Origin of the sequence: Ensifer adhaerens (genome assembly GCF_013283195.1) — a bacterium.
Taxonomy (GTDB): Bacteria; Pseudomonadota; Alphaproteobacteria; order Rhizobiales; family Rhizobiaceae; genus Ensifer; species Ensifer adhaerens_G.
Genome location: NZ_JABEKT010000002.1, coordinates 973,624 through 990,444, shown reverse-complemented (window position 1 = coordinate 990,444; position 16,821 = coordinate 973,624). Strand labels below are relative to the sequence as shown.

Here is a 16,821-nt window from a genome sequence, read left to right as displayed (position 1 = left end):
TCGTCGATGGATGCAAGCGATGAAACGACCGGTCCCGACCTACGAGCTTTATGGCGAAGAAGCGCGAGAACGGCCAGATTTCTGGCTGCATTGCGAAACGATTCCGTCGCGCAGCAGCTTGCACCATTGGGAGATCGGGTTGCATCGCCATGAGAGTTTCTTTCAGATCTTGTACATTGGCGACGGATCGGGAGATGCGATCTTCGGCGACACGGTGCACGCCATTCGCCCGCCGGTGATGATTACCGTGCCGCCGGCAACCAGCCATGGGTTCCGTTTCTCCCGGGATATAGACGGATTCGTCTTCACCGTTCTCGCCTCGCATCTGAGGGTATCACCCGGCGAACGCAGCCGCCTTGGAGCCTGGATGGCGGCACCGCGCGCAACCCGCCTCGATACCAGTGAGGACGGCCGTTATGTGGCGTTGACGCTCGCCCGGCTGGGGGCGGAATGGGAGGCCAACCGCAGCCATCGCACCGACCTGCTCGACGCCTACCTGACGTCGGCGTTGACGCTAAGCGCCCGCCTCGACGAAGCGCATCCCGCCAAGGACGATGCCGCCGACACGCAAGACGAACGGCGCGTCGAACACTTCCTCGGCCTCGTCCAGCAACACCATCGCGCCCACAAGCCGGCGGCGTTTTATGCCCGCGAACTTGGTCTCTCGCCAACACATCTCAATCGCATCGCCCGCAGCGTCACCGGCCAGAGCGCGCACGAAATCATCACGCGCAAGCTGACGGACGAAGCACGGCGTGAGCTCGTTTTCACCCGCGGCAGCGTCCAGGAAATCGGCTTCAGGTTGGGCTTTGCCGATCCCGCCTATTTCTCCCGCTTCTTCCTGCGCCAGACCGGAATGACACCCAGGGCATGGCGGCTTGCGGAGCGCACGAAGCTCGGAGCATAACTTCCAGGCCAAGCCAGCCAACGAACAACACCTGATCGCCATCGCGGCGATAGCGGCCAATCCGACGGTCGCGCTTGACCAGTGTCCTTGACGCCCAAGGAAGGATCGCATCTACTATGTTGACAGTTGATGCCGCCTCAAGATCTGGCAACAGAGCCGCTCGCTTGCGGTCACGCTTGTGTGGAGGAGCATTCATAGAGGACTTTGCCAGTCGACACATCGATACCTGCCAGGCTCACTTCATATCCCCAAAGCCGGCTTATATGCGCAAGAGTCGCACCTCGATTATTTTCCTCCAACAGAATGCCGTTCTTAATCACGTGCTTCAACCTAAGCTGGCGATCCCCCAGCAGATCGACATCCACCACCTGTATGTCCGGCCTATTGGCCGCCAGGTCGTAATTCCCTGCAAGCGCGGCACGCACAGCAGCGTAGCCCTGCTCGTTATGGATCGAAGTGACTTCGCAAAATTTGTTGGTCGCGTGGTCAGAGAGCCGAAACAGACGGAATTTGCGGATCAGCGCCGGGCTCAGATATTGCAGAATGAAGGACTCGTCGCGGTGGTTCTCCCAAGCGTCGATCAGCGTGCCCATCCAATTGCCGTTGCCGGATATCCCGGGAAACCAATCCCGATCCTCCTGCGTCGGCTCGGTGCAGATGCGTTTGATATCCTGCATCATCGCAAAGCCCAGCGCGTAGGGGTTGATGCCCGAAAAGCGCGTGTCGTCGAAGCTCGGTTGAAAAACAACGTTGGCGTGGCTTGAGAGCAGCTCCAACATTGCGCCTTCGCTGATCTGCCCCTGATCGAACAGTCTATTGATGATAGAATAGTGGACGAAAGTTGCACATCCCTCGTTCATCACTTTGGTCTGAATTTGCGGGTAGAAATATTGCGCGACAACGCGAACAATTCTCAAGATCTCTCGCTGCCAAGGCTCAAGGATCAGACTATGCTTTTCCAGGAAGTAGAGCAGGTTCTCCTCGGGAAGATTAAGCACTTTCGTCCGCTCCAAAGCCTCGCGCTCCGCCTCCTCGGTGCCCGAACTCCCGCCGGCCATCGGCAGCGTCCGCCATAAATCGCTGTAAGTCTGCTCTTCGTATTCCAGTCGCTCGCGGGCCCGCTCCATCTCCTTTGCGGAAGAGAGCCGAGGCGGACGGCGATAATGGAATACGCCGTGATCCTGTAGGGCATGCGCCGAATCAAGAACCTGCTCCACCGCATTCAGTCCATGCCGTTCCTCGCATTTGGCGATGTATTTCTTGGCGAAGTCCATGTAGCTGAGGATCCCGCTGGCATCCGTCCACTGGCGGAACAGATAGTTGTTCTTGAAGAAGTGATTGTGGCCGAAGGCGGCATGCGCGGTGACCAGCGCCTGCATCGGCATCGTGTTTTCTTCCATGAGATAGGTTATGCAGGGATTGGAATTGATCACGAGCTCATAGGCCAGCCCGCGATAGCCTTTTTGATAGAGTTGGCTTTCGAAAACGAAGCGCTTTCCAAACGACCAGTGCTGATACATCAACGGCATGCCGACGGATGAATAAGCGTCGAGCATCTGTTCAGAAGAGATGACCTCGATCTGGTTCGGATAGACGTTCAATCCCATCTCATCGATCGCAATCGCGTCTATCGCATCATAGACCCGCGAAAGCGTCGCAAAATTCCATTCGGAACCGTCGAACAGCAGGCTGGAGACTGGCCGTTTCGCCATTCGGTCGTCCCCTCACCTGCGCAATTGAACGGGTTGATGCCGGGCAAAAAGTTTGCGGAAAACGGGGTAGATGTCGGCGGGCCTTGCAACACGCGTCATCTGGAAATTCGGCACCACGCTGTCGACCGTGCGATAGGCTCGCCAGAGTGAGGTGCCGTTGTCCGTCGACCCGAAGATCTCGCTCTCGCGCTCGTCGATGATCTCGACATAGGCGTAGTACTGACACAGACGCATAAGCTTCTCCCGCAGAAGCTCGGCGCACCGATCCGAGTCGCCGTTGGCATTGTCGCCATCAGAGGCTTGGGCCGCATAAATGTTCCAGAGGTTCGAGGGATAGCGGTCCTCGATGATCCGCAGCATTTCCTCAAGCGCGGTGGAAACGACCGTGCCGCCGCTCTGTTTGCTGAAAAAGAACGTCTCCTCGTCAACTTCCCGCGCCTCATCCGCGTGGCGGATGAACACGATATCGATCCGCTCGTAACGGCGCTTGAGAAACAGGTGCAAGAGAACGAAGAAGCGCTTGGCAAGGTCCTTCTCGCGCTCCCCCATCGAGGCAGAGACGTCCATAAGGCAGAACATCACCGCGCTCGCGTTCGGCAAAGGCTGACGTTCGAAACGGTTGAACCGCACGTCGACGGGATCGACATAGGCGATACGCAGCCGCCGCCGTTCGACAACTGCCAGTTCGTCGCGCAGGTGCGAGAGCCTGCGGCGCTGCTGCAGGGATGGCTCCTCCTCCCGTTCCAGCGTCGCGATCTCTTCCGTAAGTGCCTGAAATTCCCTCTCGCTTGGGCGGCGCAGGGCCATGCGCCGCCCAAAGCTGTTGCGCATCGTTCGTCCGACATTGATATTGCAAGGCGTGCCCACCGTCGAGAAACCGACGCGATGGGACTTGTAGCTGACGGTTTCCCGCAGGTTCAGCTTCACCATATCCGGAAGCTCCAGATCTTCGAAGAAAAGATCGAGCACTTCCTCGCGCGACAGCACGAAAAGAAAGTCGTCCGTGTTTTCGCCTCGTCCGGGCCCGGCGGCCCCACCACCACCACCACCGCCTGTTTCCGGTTTCCTAAGTCGGTCTCCCGGAGAAAAGGTCTCGTTTCCGGGCAGGACATAGTTCCGCTCACCGCTGGCGCGCGAATGGTGAAAGCTGGGTTCGTCCGCACCACGCTTCGGGATCGGAACGCCGTGAGTGGCATCCACATCGGTGATCCTGTCCGACTTTATCTGATCCCTTATCGTCCGCTTCAATTCCTCACGGACCCGCTTAAAAAAGCGCTGCCTATTGCCGAGACTCCTGTCCTTGGGGTTAAGCCGGCGATCGATGAAGTTTGGCATCTGCCCATCCCCCGCTTGCACATCGTCAACCTGCCTTGTTGACCCGCATGTACCAGTCAACGAGCCGCCGGACTTGGCGCTCGGTGTAGCCCCGTTCGGTCATGCGTTCAACGAATTCAGCGTGTTGCTTCTCGGTCGCGCTATCCTTCTTCGAGCCGAAGCTGATGACCGGCAAAAGATCCTCGACTTGGCCGAACATGCGCTTCTCGATCACTTCCCGGAGCTTTTCGTAACTTGTCCAGGCGGGGTTGCGCCCGTTGTTCCTGGCGCGGGCACGCAGTGAGAACTTTACGACTTCGTTGCGGAAATCCTTAGGGTTTGCAATCCCTGCGGGCTTCTCGATCTGCGACAACTCGCCATCGAGAACGTTGCGATTTAGTATCTGACCCGTATCGGGATCCTTGAAGTCCTGATCTTCGAGCCAAGCATCCGCGTAGGAGATATAGCGGTCGAACAGGTTTTGACCATACTCACTATAGGATTCGAGATAGGCCTTCTGGATCTCGTGACCGATGAACTCGGCATAGCGGGCAGCGAGTTCCGACCGGATGAAATCGAGATAATTCGCTTCCGTCTCCTTGGGAAACTGCTCCCGCCGGATAGCCTGTTCCAGGATGTACATCAGATGAACCGGATCGGCCGCGACTTCCTTGGTGTCGTAGTTGAAGGTCTCCGACAGCACCTTGAAGGCAAAGCGGGTGCTGACGCCGGTCATGCCCTCATCAACGCCCGCGGCATCGCGATATTCCTGCAGGGACTTCGCCTTGGGATCGGTATCTTTCAGGTTCTCGCCGTCATAGACCCGCATCTTCGTATAGGACGGCGAGTTCTCGTGTAGCGCGAGGCGTGTCGCCACCGTGAAGCGGCTAAGGTTCTCCAGCACCTCGGGCGCGCAGGGGTTTTCGGCCAACTCGCTCTCGCGAAGCAGCTTTTCATAGATCAGCCGTTCCTCCGTGACACGCAGGCAATAGGGAACCTTGACGACGAGTATCCGGTCGAGAAATGCCTCATTGTTCTTGTTGTGCTTGAATTGGAGCCATTCGGACTCGTTGGAATGGGCAAGTACGATACCATGGTAGGGAAAAGCGCCGAAGTTCTCCGTGCCATTGTAGCTTCCTTCCTGCGTGGCGGTGAGCAAAGGATGCAGAACCTTGATCGGCGCCTTAAACATCTCGACGAATTCGAGCAGCCCTTGCGTGGTCCTGTTGAGCCCACCGCTATAGGAGTAGGCGTCGGGATCGGCTTGGCTGAAATTCTCAAGCTGGCGGATATCGACCTTGCCGACGAGCGCGGATATGTCCTGGTTGTTCTCGTCGCCTGGCTCAGTCTTGGCGATGGCGATTTGGCGCAGCCGCGAGGGCATGAGCTTCACGACGCTGAACTTCGAAATATCGCCGCCGATTTCGTCCAGTCGTTTGGCCGCCCAAGGCGATACCAGGTCGGTGAGCCGTCTCTTCGCAATTCCGTACTTGTCTTCCAGCAACTCTCCCATGCGATCGCGGCTAAACAAGCCAAGGGGGGATTCAAAGACGGGGCTTATCTTACCGTCGATGGCCAACGTGTAGATCGGTTGCTGCTCCATCAGCTTCTTGAGACGCTCGGCAAGCGACGATTTGCCACCACCCACCGGCCCCAAGAGGTAAAGGATCTGCTTGCGTTCCTCGAGGCCCTGAGCGGCATATCGAAAATATCCGACGATCCGCTCAATCGTATCCTCCATTCCATAGAAGTCCGAGAAGGAAGGGTAGATCTTGATGGTGCGGTTAGCGAAGATCCGACCGAGGCGCTCATCCGCGCTCGTGTCTATCAATTGAGGTTCGCCGATGGCGACCACCATGCGCTCTGGCGCAGTGGCGTACATGCTCTTGTCGTCGCGACAGGCGAGAAGATACTCCTGTAAACTTAAACTCTCTTGCACTCCACTTGCGTAAGTTTTCGAAAAAAGGTCGAAAACATCACCGTCACTGGCGCTCATGTAACCCTCCTGCGGCCGCCGGAAGTCATGCACTTGCGACGCGACCGCTACTCTATTTAACAACATACTCGGGACGGGGTTGTTCCCGAATTTGGCTGCCTTCACAGCGTCGAGTGAAAGCGGACGGTTTTATACTAGCACAACAGCCAGCCATCTCCGCACCTAATCGGAATAGCGAATTCGAGGTACAAATACGAAATCGGCGTGAAGCGGGCCGAACAGCCATCCGGCTTTTCAGGAACACCAACCAGCGCGCACCTCTATTGAAGGCCCCGATCGAAATGCCCTGCGAGAACGTTCCAAGATCGCGTATTTGACCGGCTCTGCAAAAGACAGCCTCGCACTACTGCCAAATACCCATTCCTGACTGCCTTCGAGGTGAGGCATCCGAGAATGTGGCACGATCCCGGGCGATCCGATCATCGACGATGCAGACTTGTTCACTGATCGGCCGACGACAAGCTTGCTATCATCTGCCCACGAGGGCTGCAATGATTCCAGAGGAGTTGCTGTGGAAGCCGGACACGATACCAGCGAGCTTGAAATGGCCGTCTTGATGACGCCCGACATGGCCAATTTCAGCGGCAAAGTCGAGGGCGGCGCACTCTTGAACCTCCTGGATCGCGTCGCATTCTCCTGCGCCTCACGCTATTCGCAGGAATACGCAGTGACCCTGCCAGTTGACCAGGTCGTCTTTCGCCAGCCGATCCATGTCGCCGAACTCGTGACCTTTCTCGCCTCGATCAATCATGCCGGGCGGACGTCGATGGAAGTCGGGATCCGCGTCGAAGCCGAAAACATCCGCACCGGCGAGCGTCGGCACACGAATTCCTGCTATTTCACCATGGTCGCCGTGGACGCCGAGGGACATCCGACCGCAGTGCCACCGTACAGCCCCGTAACCGCCTGCCTCGTCGACGCGTGCGCGGATGCGATGCAAACGGCCCCGCGCCCGGAAAGCGGTCAATCGCTTCGACCGGCGGTCATGCGCCTGGGCCACCCTTTCGGACAAGAAAAACCGCCTGCCAAAGTCAGACATGACCTCGACAGGCGGCTATTAGCGTCGGCTGCGATCTCTCAGAACTTGAGGCTCAGGTTTGCCTTGAACGTCTGATCGCTGACGCCGCTGGCGAACTGTCCAGCGTAGATCAGTCCGAGATTGGCCTCCGGCGTAAGCGCAAAGTCGAGGCCGGCCTCAAGCACCGCTGCATTCTCGGCGATCGGAACGCCGGCGATGACAAACGTGCTCGTTGACGAGAACCCGTTCGACGACAGCGGCAGCGTGTCGCCAAAGGCGTGCTTCCAGCCAACCGTGCCACGCGCTGTCGCCAACACGCCGCCGAGATCGAAGCTGCTGGCTGCGCGCAGACCCAGTGTGGTGAACGTCGTATCCTGCGAGGCATCCTTGCCAACGAGCGCTGCTGCCCCGCCATGTTCGGCGAAGCCGTCGCGGTTGAGGTGGACATAGGCGAGATTGGCGAACGGCTCCAAATCGACTGCTCCGGTTTTGACGGCATAGGCAAACTCGCCGAAGACCTGGCCAGTGCCGGCACTATAGTCGGCATTGAGACTGTCAGAGAAGCCCGGGAACGAAATGGAGCGGCTCGTCTCGATGTCGTGCCAGCTATAGGCAGCACCCGTGCGCAGCGAAGCGTCACCCCATTGTCCGCCGGCATAGAGCCCGAGATGATAGTTGTCGGACGTGGCAGAGGAGAACCGCGCGTCGACATCCATCGAGGAGCGCGAGTAGCCGGCAAGCGCACCGACGGTCCATTCGTCCACCTGCGTATCGGCACCGACGAAGAAGCCGCCGATGGATCGATCTGCCTTGGCCGCGTTGCCATCGCCATCCCAGCGCCCCCAGGAACCAAAGCCCTGGGACCAGATGGCGAGCTCACCCATATCGGCCTCGGTGCCGCTTCCGGAAGACTGTTTGGCTCCCACGGCCCCAAGCACCGAGCGCAGGCGATCGTTTGCAGCATCACGCAGGAACCGGCTGTCCTCGATCAGGATCGACTGGAAGGAGCTGTGCACTTCGCCGGAAAGCAGGTCGAAGGCGGCCCGCGCTGCTTCAGGCGTTGCGGCAAACGCAATCGCGTTGAAGACCGGGTTTGCCATGCCCAAGCCATCGATACCGCCAGCAGTGGCGATCTGATTGCGTGTCCGACCGGTGCTGGCAAAGCTGATGTCGTTGCGGGTCAGCTTGAGCGACAGATCGTTGCCGTCGCCGCCGCTGTATTCGACGGTGGGATCGAGGAACACCAGGTTGTCGACGATCGAAGCAAAGGTGCCGGTGATCGCGCCCGAACTCTGCTTGTCGATGAGGATGAACGGGCCGTTGACCGGATTCCAGCTTGCCGCCGTATTGGGCGAAAGCAGGAGATCGAGCGTCGCGCCTGATATGTCGACGTTGCCCGTCACGATCAGCTTGTCGGTGATTGAAGGCGTGCCTTCGATCTGCAGGACGCCGTTGTTGGTATAGTTGCCGGCAATCGTCTGTGTGCCGATCGAATTGCCCGGTGCATGGACGCCGCCACTCAGAATGGTCGTGTTTCCGATCGTGCCGGTACCGCCGAGGCGTGCGCCGCGATGGATGGTGGTCAGGCGCGAGTTCACCGAAGAACCATTGACGACGAGGGTCCCCGACTTGACGGCCGTATCGCCTGTGAAGGTGTTGACGCCCGTCAAGGTCAGTTTGCCCGTTCCCGTTTGGGTGAGCGCGCCGGTGCCGGTGAATGTACCGGCATAGCTGACGTCGTTGGAGCGGTTGTAGATCAGCGTGCCGTTGTTGGTGATCGAGCCGGCAAAGTTGCCGGTGCCGCCAATCCAGCCGGTCGTGCCGCCATTGCCGAGCTGCAGCGTGCTGCCCGTACCGATCGTGACCGGGCCGCGACTGCTGCTGGTTGCCGTCAGGGTCAGCGTGCCGCTGCCGATCTGAGAGAACGAGCCGGGGCCGCTGATCGAGCCCGCATAGGTCGTGTTGGCGGAGCTGTTGAAGACGAGCGCGCCGAAGTTCGTGACATTGGATGCAAGCGAACCGCCCGTGCCGCCATCGCCGACCTGTAGCGTCGCGCCCTGGGCGATACCGGCGCCGCCGGCAAAGCCGTTTGTGCCGGTCAGGACCTGCTTGCCGGCATTGACCGAGATGCCGCCGGTACCGTTGATCGCGCCGGAGAAGGTGCCCGTAGCATTGTTGATCAGCAGCGTCTGGCTGCCGAGCACAACCTGGCCGCTGCCGGTGAGCGACTTGATCTGCGCCGATGCGGCCGCCGATACGTCGAAGGTGCCGTTGGCGGTCAAGCCGCTCGAGGCGTTGATTCGACCCTGGCCCGAGAGCGCCAGCGTGCCGCCAGCGGCAATACTCGTTGCACCGGTATAGGTGTTCATGCCCGTCAGCGTCAGCGTGCCGCTGCCCACCTTGTTGAGGCCACTGCCGGTCCCACCATTCTGCAGCACCGTGCCGATCGTCGTCGTCACGCCAATGCCGACATTGATCGTCGCCGCCGTGCCGCTCGCCGGGTTGAAGGCGAGCGCGCCGCCATTGATGACGTAGCCGGTGCCATCCGTCGTCGCGGAGAACTGCAGCGTGTCGAAGCTCTGCGTGCCGACGACGTTGACGGTGCCGCCGGTGGCGCCGGCAAAGACGCCGACGGATCCGCCGAAGGTTCCGTTGACGCCGGCATTCAGCGGGTCGCCAGTCCAGTTGGTGCCGGCAGACGTCCAGGTGCCGGTGCCGCCGTTGACCGAACCATTACCTGTCGTGTCCGCACCGTCCCAGAACTGCATCGTCTGGCCGGTGCCGAGCACCGACAGATTGACCTGCTTGGCGATGGCCGTCTGGACCTGATGGCTGGCAACCGTAAAGCCTGGCGCCGTCGATGTGGCAGTCGTCGAGGCAAAACTGCCCATGAGAGTACCGTCATACTCGAACAGCCGGTAATAACCGGCCGAAGCCACCCGAGCGTCCAGCGCGCCGCCGAGCGTCAGGTTGCCGCCAACCTTCACCAGATCGTTGTCGGTGCTGCCGACGAGGCCGGGCGTGTTCAGCTCGAACACCGACGTGGATCCAGCGCCGAGTGTAAGATCGCCAGCGATCGTCAACGTGCCCGGGCTGTTGCCGGCCGAAAGCGTGCCATCGACCGTGACGTCGCCCCCGACCTCGCCCGACCCGCCGAGCGTGCCGCCGGTACCCACATTGACGTTGCCGCCAATCTTGCCGTTTACGTAGGTCGTGCCCGACGTCACGGACGTTGCGCCGTTGAACAGCGAATTGTCGCCCGTCAACGTCAGCTTGCCCGTGCCCGCCTGGGTCAGTGTGCCGTTGCCCGAGACAGCGCCGGCGTAGACTACATCGTTCGAGCGGTTGTAGACGAGCGCGCCGTTGTTGGCGATCGAGCCCGTGCCACCGACCCAGCCGGTCGTGCCGCCATTGCCGAGCTGCAGCGTGCTGCCCGCACCGATCGTTACCGCACCGTCCGTGCTGCTGTCTGCCGTCAGCGTCAACGTGCCCGCGCCGATCTGCGAGAACGTTCCGTCGCCAGTGATCGAGCCGCCATAGGTCAAGTTGCCGGAACGATTGAAGACCACCGCGCCGTTGTTGAAGACGTCCGATACGATCGAGCCAGCTGCGCCGCCGTCGCCGATCTGCAGCGTCGCACCGGTATTTGTCACCGCACTGCCGGTAAAGTTGTTGGCACCGGTCAGAACCTGGGTGCCGCCATTGACAGAAATGCCGCCGGTGCCGTTGATCGCACCGGAGAACGTACCGGCCGCGTTGCTGATGGCCAGCCACTTGCTGCCGAGCACAACCTGGCCGCTGCCGGCCAGCGACGTGACCCCCGGGGCGCCAGCCGCCGAGATGTCGAAGATACCGTTCGCCGTCAATCCGCTCGAGGTGTTGATCCGGCCCTGGTTCGAAAGCGCCAGCGTGCTACCCGCCGCGACCGTCGTCGCACCGGTATAGGTACTGGCGGCGGTCAGAACCTGCGTGCCGGCCGCGATGTTGACCCCGCCGGTGCCGGTGATCGCGCCCGCGAATGTGCCCGTGGCGTTGCTGATATCAAGCGTGTTGCTGCCGAGCACGACCCGGCCACTGCCGGTAAGCGACTTGACCTGCGCCGCGTTCGCTGCGGAAACGTCGAAGATGCCGTCGGCCTTCAGGCCGCTCGAGGTGCTAATGCTGCCCGGTCCGGACAAAGCCACCGTGCCGCCCGCGTTGATGCTCGTCGCGCCAGTGTAGGTGTTCGCGCCCTTCAGCGTCAGCGTGCCGTCGCCGACCTTGTTGAGCCCGCGACCGGCCCCGCCATCCTGCAGCACCGAGCCAATCGTGGCTGAAACGCCGCTGGCGACATTGATCATTGCGGCCGTGCCGCTTGCCGGATTGAAGGTCAGCGCGTCGCCATTGAGGGTGTAGCCTGTACCACCGGTCGTGGCAGAAAACTGCAGCGTGTCGAAGCTCTGCGTGCCGATAACATCGACGACACCGCCGTTCGCACCGGCAAACACGCCGACCGATCCGCCGAAGCTGCCGTTGATACTGGAGCGCGCTGGCGAGCCGGTCCAGTTGGTCCCTGTCGAAGACCAGGTGCCGGCGCCGCCGTTGACCGCGCCGTTGCCGGTCGTGTCCGCGCCGTCCCAGAAGTGCATCGTCTGGCCGGTGCCGAGCACAGAGAGATTGACCTGCTTGGCAATGCCTGTCTGGACCTCATGGCTGGCAACGGTGAAACTCGGCGCCGTCGATGTCGCATTCGTCGCGACAAAACTGCCCGTGAGCGAACCGTCATATTCGAACAGCCGGTAAAAACCGGCCGACGCCACTTGGGCGTTCAGCACGCCGCCGAGCGTCAGGTTACCGCCGACCTTCACCAGATCGTTGTTGCCGGCACTGCCGACGAGGCCGTGCGCGCCCATCTCGAACACCGATGTGGAGCCCGCATTCAGCGTCAGATCGCCGCCAATCGTGAGCGTGCCCGGGCTGGTGCCGGCGGAAAGTGTGCCATTGACGGTGACACCGCCGCCGATCCGGCCCGATCCGCCGAGCGTACCGCCGGAGCCGACATTGACGTTGCCGCCAAGCTGGCCGTTGATAAGTGCTGTGCCCGCCGTCACCGACGTTGAGCCAGCGAACAGCGAATTGTTTCCCGTCAGCGTCAGCTTGCCGGTTCCGGCCTGCGTGATCGTTCCGCTGCCGCCGAACGTGCCGGCATGGCTGATATTGTCCGAGCGGTTGTAGACGAGCGTGCCGTTGTTGGTGATCACACCGAGGAAATTGCCGCTGCCGCCGATCCAGCCGGTCGTGCCGCCATTGCCGAGCTGCAGCGTGCTGCCCGTGCCGATCGTTACCGCGCCAGCCGTACTGTTGGTCGCCGTCAGCGTCAGCGTACCCGTGCCGATCTGCGAGAACGTACCATTGCCGGTAATCGACCCACCATAGAGCAAGCTGCTGGAACTGTTGAAGACCACCGCGCCGGTATTGCTGATGTTCCCTACGAGTGAACCGCCCGCACCGCCATTGCCGATCTGCAACGTCGCACCGGCGTCCGTACCCACCTGACCGGTAAAGGTGTTGACACCTGTCAGGATCTGGGTGCCGGCCTTGACCGAAATGCCGCCGCTGCCGTTGATCGCGCCGGAGAACGTACCGATCGCATTGGTGATATTCAGCGTCTTGGTGCCGAGCTCCACCTGGCCGCTGCCGACAATCGACTTTACCGACGGTGCGCCCGCCGCCGAGACGTCGAAGATGCCGTCGGCCGTCAGGCCGCTTGAGGCGTTGATCCGGCCCTGGCCGGACAGGGCAAGCGTACCGCCCGCCGCGATCGACGTTGCACCGGTATAGGTGTTCATCCCACCCAGTGTCAGCGTGCCGCTGCCGGTTTTGCTAAGCGACCCGTTGCCCGTAATCGCACTGCTCAGACTACCGTTGCTGCTCTGCTCAATCGTCAGGCTGGCGGAATTGTTGATTGCAATGTTGCCAAAAAGGCCGGGGGACGTGGCCAGAAAACGGAATGTGTTGGCGCCGCCATCAAAGGTCATGGCATTGCCACCGGGTTGCCCGTTGATGGAGCCGGAAGCACCCAGGTTCACAATCAGATCGCGTCCGAAGAGGCCCGAACCGCCCACGCCGCCTGTCCCGCCCGTTCCGGCCAGACCGCCCCACACAGTGCCGTTGACGTTCACCGTACCGCCGTTCAGCGCGCTGATACCGTGGCCGCCGTCGCCATTGCGCTTCTCTGACAGCTGACCGCCTGCACCACCGTTGCCACCGGCACCGCCCGTCACGTTGGTGTTCACCGTCAATGTTCCACCATTGACCAGTGCCGCGCCATCGCCGCCGTCACCACCGCTGCCGCCAAGTCCGATGCCGCCCGTCGCTGCACCACCATTGCCGCCGTTGCCACCCTGTCCGCCTGAAACGGCCGTGCCCGTTATGCTGTCCGTGCCACCAGCGGCAACAATCCGGCCGTAGCCGCCGGCGCCGCCGCCGCCGCCGTCGCCGTTCGACGAGGTGCCGCCATCGCCACCGCGACCGGCTGCGATGCCGACGCTGCCGTGCGCACCGCCACCGCCACCGCCGCCGCCGCCAAAGTCGCCGCCGCTGCCGGTGCCGGTTCCGCCCGTCGCTCCGTTCGGGCTGCCGCCGGTCCCACCGGCACCACCACTGCCGGCAACCCCTGCTCCGCTCTGGCTTCCCGCACCACCAGCCGCACCCGGCCCGCCGCCGCCGCCGCCGTTTCCGGAAGCGAACGCCGCGACGCCTGGCGTACCTTGCAAGTTTCCGTCGACACCACCGCCCGTGCCGATCGTGCTGCCGCCGTCACCGCCCTTTCCACCCGCCTGCGCGACCGGCGCGGAAGCAACCATGCCGAGAGCAAGACCCGATGCCGCGAACATCCACAGGGCCGTGCCGCTGAGCAGCACAGGCCGGCGCCGGCGCAAGGGCAGTTCATCGCCGCGGCGGCTGCTGGCCAAGCCCTGAATAGTACTATTATTTTTTTTCAAAGGCTTGCCCTCCGCCCAATACCCTAAAATTTCCCAGGAAGCTGGCTTGCACGGCAACTCTAAAGCAGCAATGCCATATCGACGAAACAACCTACAGGTTCGACGAAGCAACAAAGCGAGGGGGTTACGGCTGTGGAAAATCTCAAATCCCGAGCCGGCCGCGCAATTCCTGCCTGTAAGGCCGCGATACCGCCCAGGGCTGCTCGAATCTGCGCAGGCGCACCGTCCACGCCTGCCTGGTCGGGCCCGCGTGACGGTCGAGCTCGGTCACATGCGATATGTTTATCACCGCCGTTCGGTGGATGCGCAGGAAGTTCGATTTCGGCAGTAGGCCGATCCAGAATGAAAGCGGCCGCAGATCGAGCACGGCTGCTTCGTCTTTCAGCCAGATCTGCGTGTAGTCCTTCGCCGAACGCAGTCCGACGATCGCTGCCAATGGCACGCCGCGCGTGCGCCCCGGCATGTGCAGATGCACAAGCGGTTCAGCACCGTTGAGCGCGTTACCGGCAACCACGTCCCGCCGGCCATCCACCGGCGCTCGCCCGTAGCGGGCGATCCCGATCAACTTTGCACAGCGGGCGAGTTGGTGGATCTCGTCCACCGGCCACCGGCGTTTCGTCCTGGTCGCATCGAAGCCGATGCAGGCACGCAGAACGCAGTCGTGAAAGACCGGGACACAAAGGACGCTCTTGTCGTTCTGCCTGAGCATTTCCGCCTGCAGGGCGCGCGCAGGACGCGGAAGATTGGCGACATCGTTGATCATCACCGCTTTGCCCGTGACCAGCCATTGATGCAGCCAACCGATCATCGTCACCGGCGTCTGCTGCAGATCAGTCACATGCGACGGGACATCCCCGCGCACCCACTCCTCGGTGTTTCGGAAGTGAAGAAAATCGGCATCGTACTCGAACATCCACGCCCTGTCGGCACCGGCAAGCTTGCCGGTCTCTTCCAAAATGGTCGCAATCGCAATGTTGGCGGGCGAACCGATGAGGTGGGCGGCGGCCATATACGCCCAGTCGTGCGAGGGCTGCCGCATCGTGGGATGAAGACATTCGGCAATCGCGATCAGTTCGTATGGCGGGGCAGTATCGGAAAGGTCGGACGGGTGAAATTGCTCATTCATGACGATCAATATTGAAAAAAGAATAAGGGATAGGGAGGCGCTGTCGCAAAATGCAGCGGTCCTCCCGGGAAAACGCGAGTCTCTAAAAAGGCATCAACGCCCTGTGAGCGCCGAAGAGGCGGCGCCGAGAGCGATCATGGAATAAACAATGGTCCAAGCGCGCGTTCGATGGCCCCCTCGATCGTCATTCGGCGGCGTTCCTCAACGCCAGCATCCGCCCGCGTTGCCAGTAAAGGTTGCGAGCGCGAGGAATTCAAGGGCTTTCGCTGCAACCGCAGGCCCTTTTCTGGGTCGATCGCCCGCGGGAAGATGCGGTATCGCCGTACGCTCCCTACGCCGAAGCCGCCAGGCTCACGGAGCGGTTCTGCCCGCCGCGCTTGGCGCGGCGCGGACATCACGCAAGGCAGCGCCGTTCGAATGCCCGGCCAAAGATCGTCTTTGCCGCAGAGCATCCGGAACATCGCGTCACATCGAAGGCGCATGTCACGGCCGACGCCCGACCGAGCCAGGTCGAAACATGATCGCGTGGCTGCAGAAGCTGGAGGAATGGACTTCAAGCCAGGGGTCGCAATGCATATGATGACGGCCAGACCTCCGGGAGGACGGCCCGGACGTCGCCCAAGAGGGCCTTGTAATCCAATCCAGAGGAGTTGCCGTGGAAGCCGGACACGATACCAGCGAGCTCGAAATGGTCGTTTTGATGACGCCCGACATGGCCAACTTCAGCGGCAAGGTCCATGGCGGCGCCCTTCTGAACCTCCTGGATCGCGTGGCGTTCTCCTGCGCCTCACGCTATTCGCAGGAATACGCAGTGACCCTGTCGGTGGACCAGGTCGTCTTTCGCCAGCCGATCCATGTCGGGGAGCTCGTGACCTTTCGCGCCTCGATCAATCATGCCGGGCGGACGTCGATGGAAGTCGGGATCCGCGTCGAAGCCGAAAACATCCGTACCGGCGAGCGCCGGCACACGAATTCCTGCTATTTCACAATGGTCGCCGTTGACGCCGAGGGGCGTCCGACCGCCGTGCCGCCGTACAACCCCGTAACCGCCGTGCGAAAACAGCGCCAGCGCGCAGCCGAGGTCAGGAGAAACTTGCGGCGCGAGTTCGAGGTCCGTTTTCAGGCCGCGGGCTCCGCTGGAGAAACCTGACCGTCGCAATCACGGGGGCGTGCCTTTCCGCTACTCCTGGCATCGAAACCGAGGTCACTTTTTGCAACAGGGCGGCACAGATGCCACTCCAGTGTTTGGCAGGGTTGGATGATGGTGTATGTTTCGCTGGCCGGCGTTGCATTCGGAGCTGTCCGCCTCATGCGATGCGTATGGGAAGGCGGTGACTTGTACCGTGCGCCCGTCAACGTGCGCCGGGACCATGCCCCTGAGTTCTGATAAATTGCAGTGACACGTTCAGAGTGATCGCGCTGCGTTCCGCATCTGGCGCCAATTTCGTGAACAAGCGAAGCCACCTATCAACGCCTGCAGCTGCGGGAAACCAACACCGTCGTTGCAAGCTCTGGATATCGGAGATTCACATGTCCACATCCGAAACGGGAAGACAGTTTACAGAAGGCGTCGCGAGTGGCGAAGTCCGGTACGATCTGGAGGATTTCATTCGCGCCTCCGGCATTCCGCCCCATGAGGCCCACGAGATGTTTGTCAAGTACGGGCCGTACAAGTCGGACCTCGACCCCTTGCTGAAGGCCCGCGCCGACCAGCATATGGATCTGATGAAGTAGGGCGCTTCACATCGCCCGCAGGCCGTGGCGG

General features: G+C 61.4%; 9 protein-coding genes. 4 read left to right on the top strand and 5 right to left on the bottom strand.

The features are described 5' to 3' along the window. The first annotated feature begins 19 nt into the window (after nucleotides 1-19). Nucleotides 20-907: a helix-turn-helix domain-containing protein gene (locus tag LPJGGPFB_RS20880; protein ID WP_173422266.1), complete on the top strand. Its 888-nt coding sequence runs from the start codon at nucleotides 20-22 to the stop codon at nucleotides 905-907. 170 nt (nucleotides 908-1,077) lie between these two features. Here the strand turns inward: LPJGGPFB_RS20880 and LPJGGPFB_RS20875 are convergent, their stop codons facing one another. From LPJGGPFB_RS20875 to LPJGGPFB_RS20865, 3 genes are read right to left on the bottom strand one after another with little or no spacing between them, the layout of a single operon-like run. Beyond that, on the bottom strand, nucleotides 1,078-2,619 hold the full coding sequence (locus LPJGGPFB_RS20875; protein ID WP_173421825.1) for a SpoVR family protein: 1,542 nt from the start codon (nucleotides 2,617-2,619) through the stop codon (nucleotides 1,078-1,080). Nucleotides 2,620-2,631: 12 nt separating this feature from the next. Continuing rightward, nucleotides 2,632-3,954, bottom strand: coding sequence for a YeaH/YhbH family protein (locus LPJGGPFB_RS20870; protein WP_173421824.1), 1,323 nt, complete (start codon nucleotides 3,952-3,954; stop codon nucleotides 2,632-2,634). Nucleotides 3,955-3,979: 25 nt separating this feature from the next. After that, a complete protein-coding gene (locus tag LPJGGPFB_RS20865) occupies nucleotides 3,980-5,929 on the bottom strand; it encodes a PrkA family serine protein kinase (protein ID WP_173422265.1) in 1,950 nt (649 codons plus the stop codon). Nucleotides 5,930-6,473: 544 nt separating this feature from the next. Here LPJGGPFB_RS20865 and LPJGGPFB_RS33730 point away from each other — a divergent pair. Beyond that, nucleotides 6,474-7,043, top strand: a complete 570-nt coding sequence (locus tag LPJGGPFB_RS33730) for an acyl-CoA thioesterase (RefSeq protein WP_427858290.1) — start codon at nucleotides 6,474-6,476, stop codon at nucleotides 7,041-7,043. Here LPJGGPFB_RS33730 and LPJGGPFB_RS20855 read toward each other — a convergent pair. Together LPJGGPFB_RS20855 and LPJGGPFB_RS20850 are read right to left on the bottom strand one after the other, a co-directional pair. Next, a complete protein-coding gene (locus LPJGGPFB_RS20855; protein WP_173421823.1) occupies nucleotides 7,007-13,930 on the bottom strand; it encodes an autotransporter-associated beta strand repeat-containing protein in 6,924 nt (2,307 codons plus the stop codon). The two genes, LPJGGPFB_RS33730 and LPJGGPFB_RS20855, sit on opposite strands and share 37 nt — an antisense overlap. Nucleotides 13,931-14,072: 142 nt before the next feature. Continuing rightward, nucleotides 14,073-15,056 carry a LytTR family transcriptional regulator DNA-binding domain-containing protein gene (locus LPJGGPFB_RS20850; protein WP_173421822.1) on the bottom strand — a complete coding sequence of 328 codons (984 nt, stop codon included), beginning with the start codon at nucleotides 15,054-15,056 and terminating at the stop codon, nucleotides 14,073-14,075. A gap of 688 nt (nucleotides 15,057-15,744) precedes the next feature. On the opposite strand from LPJGGPFB_RS20850, the gene LPJGGPFB_RS20845 reads away from it, so the two are divergent. Together LPJGGPFB_RS20845 and LPJGGPFB_RS20840 are read left to right on the top strand one after the other, a co-directional pair. Continuing rightward, nucleotides 15,745-16,206 (top strand): acyl-CoA thioesterase, encoded by a 462-nt coding sequence (locus tag LPJGGPFB_RS20845; RefSeq protein ID WP_173422264.1) that lies wholly within the window; start codon nucleotides 15,745-15,747, stop codon nucleotides 16,204-16,206. A gap of 380 nt (nucleotides 16,207-16,586) precedes the next feature. Beyond that, nucleotides 16,587-16,790 carry a hypothetical protein gene (locus tag LPJGGPFB_RS20840; RefSeq protein ID WP_173421821.1) on the top strand — a complete coding sequence of 68 codons (204 nt, stop codon included), beginning with the start codon at nucleotides 16,587-16,589 and terminating at the stop codon, nucleotides 16,788-16,790. Nucleotides 16,791-16,821: the final 31 nt, after the last annotated feature.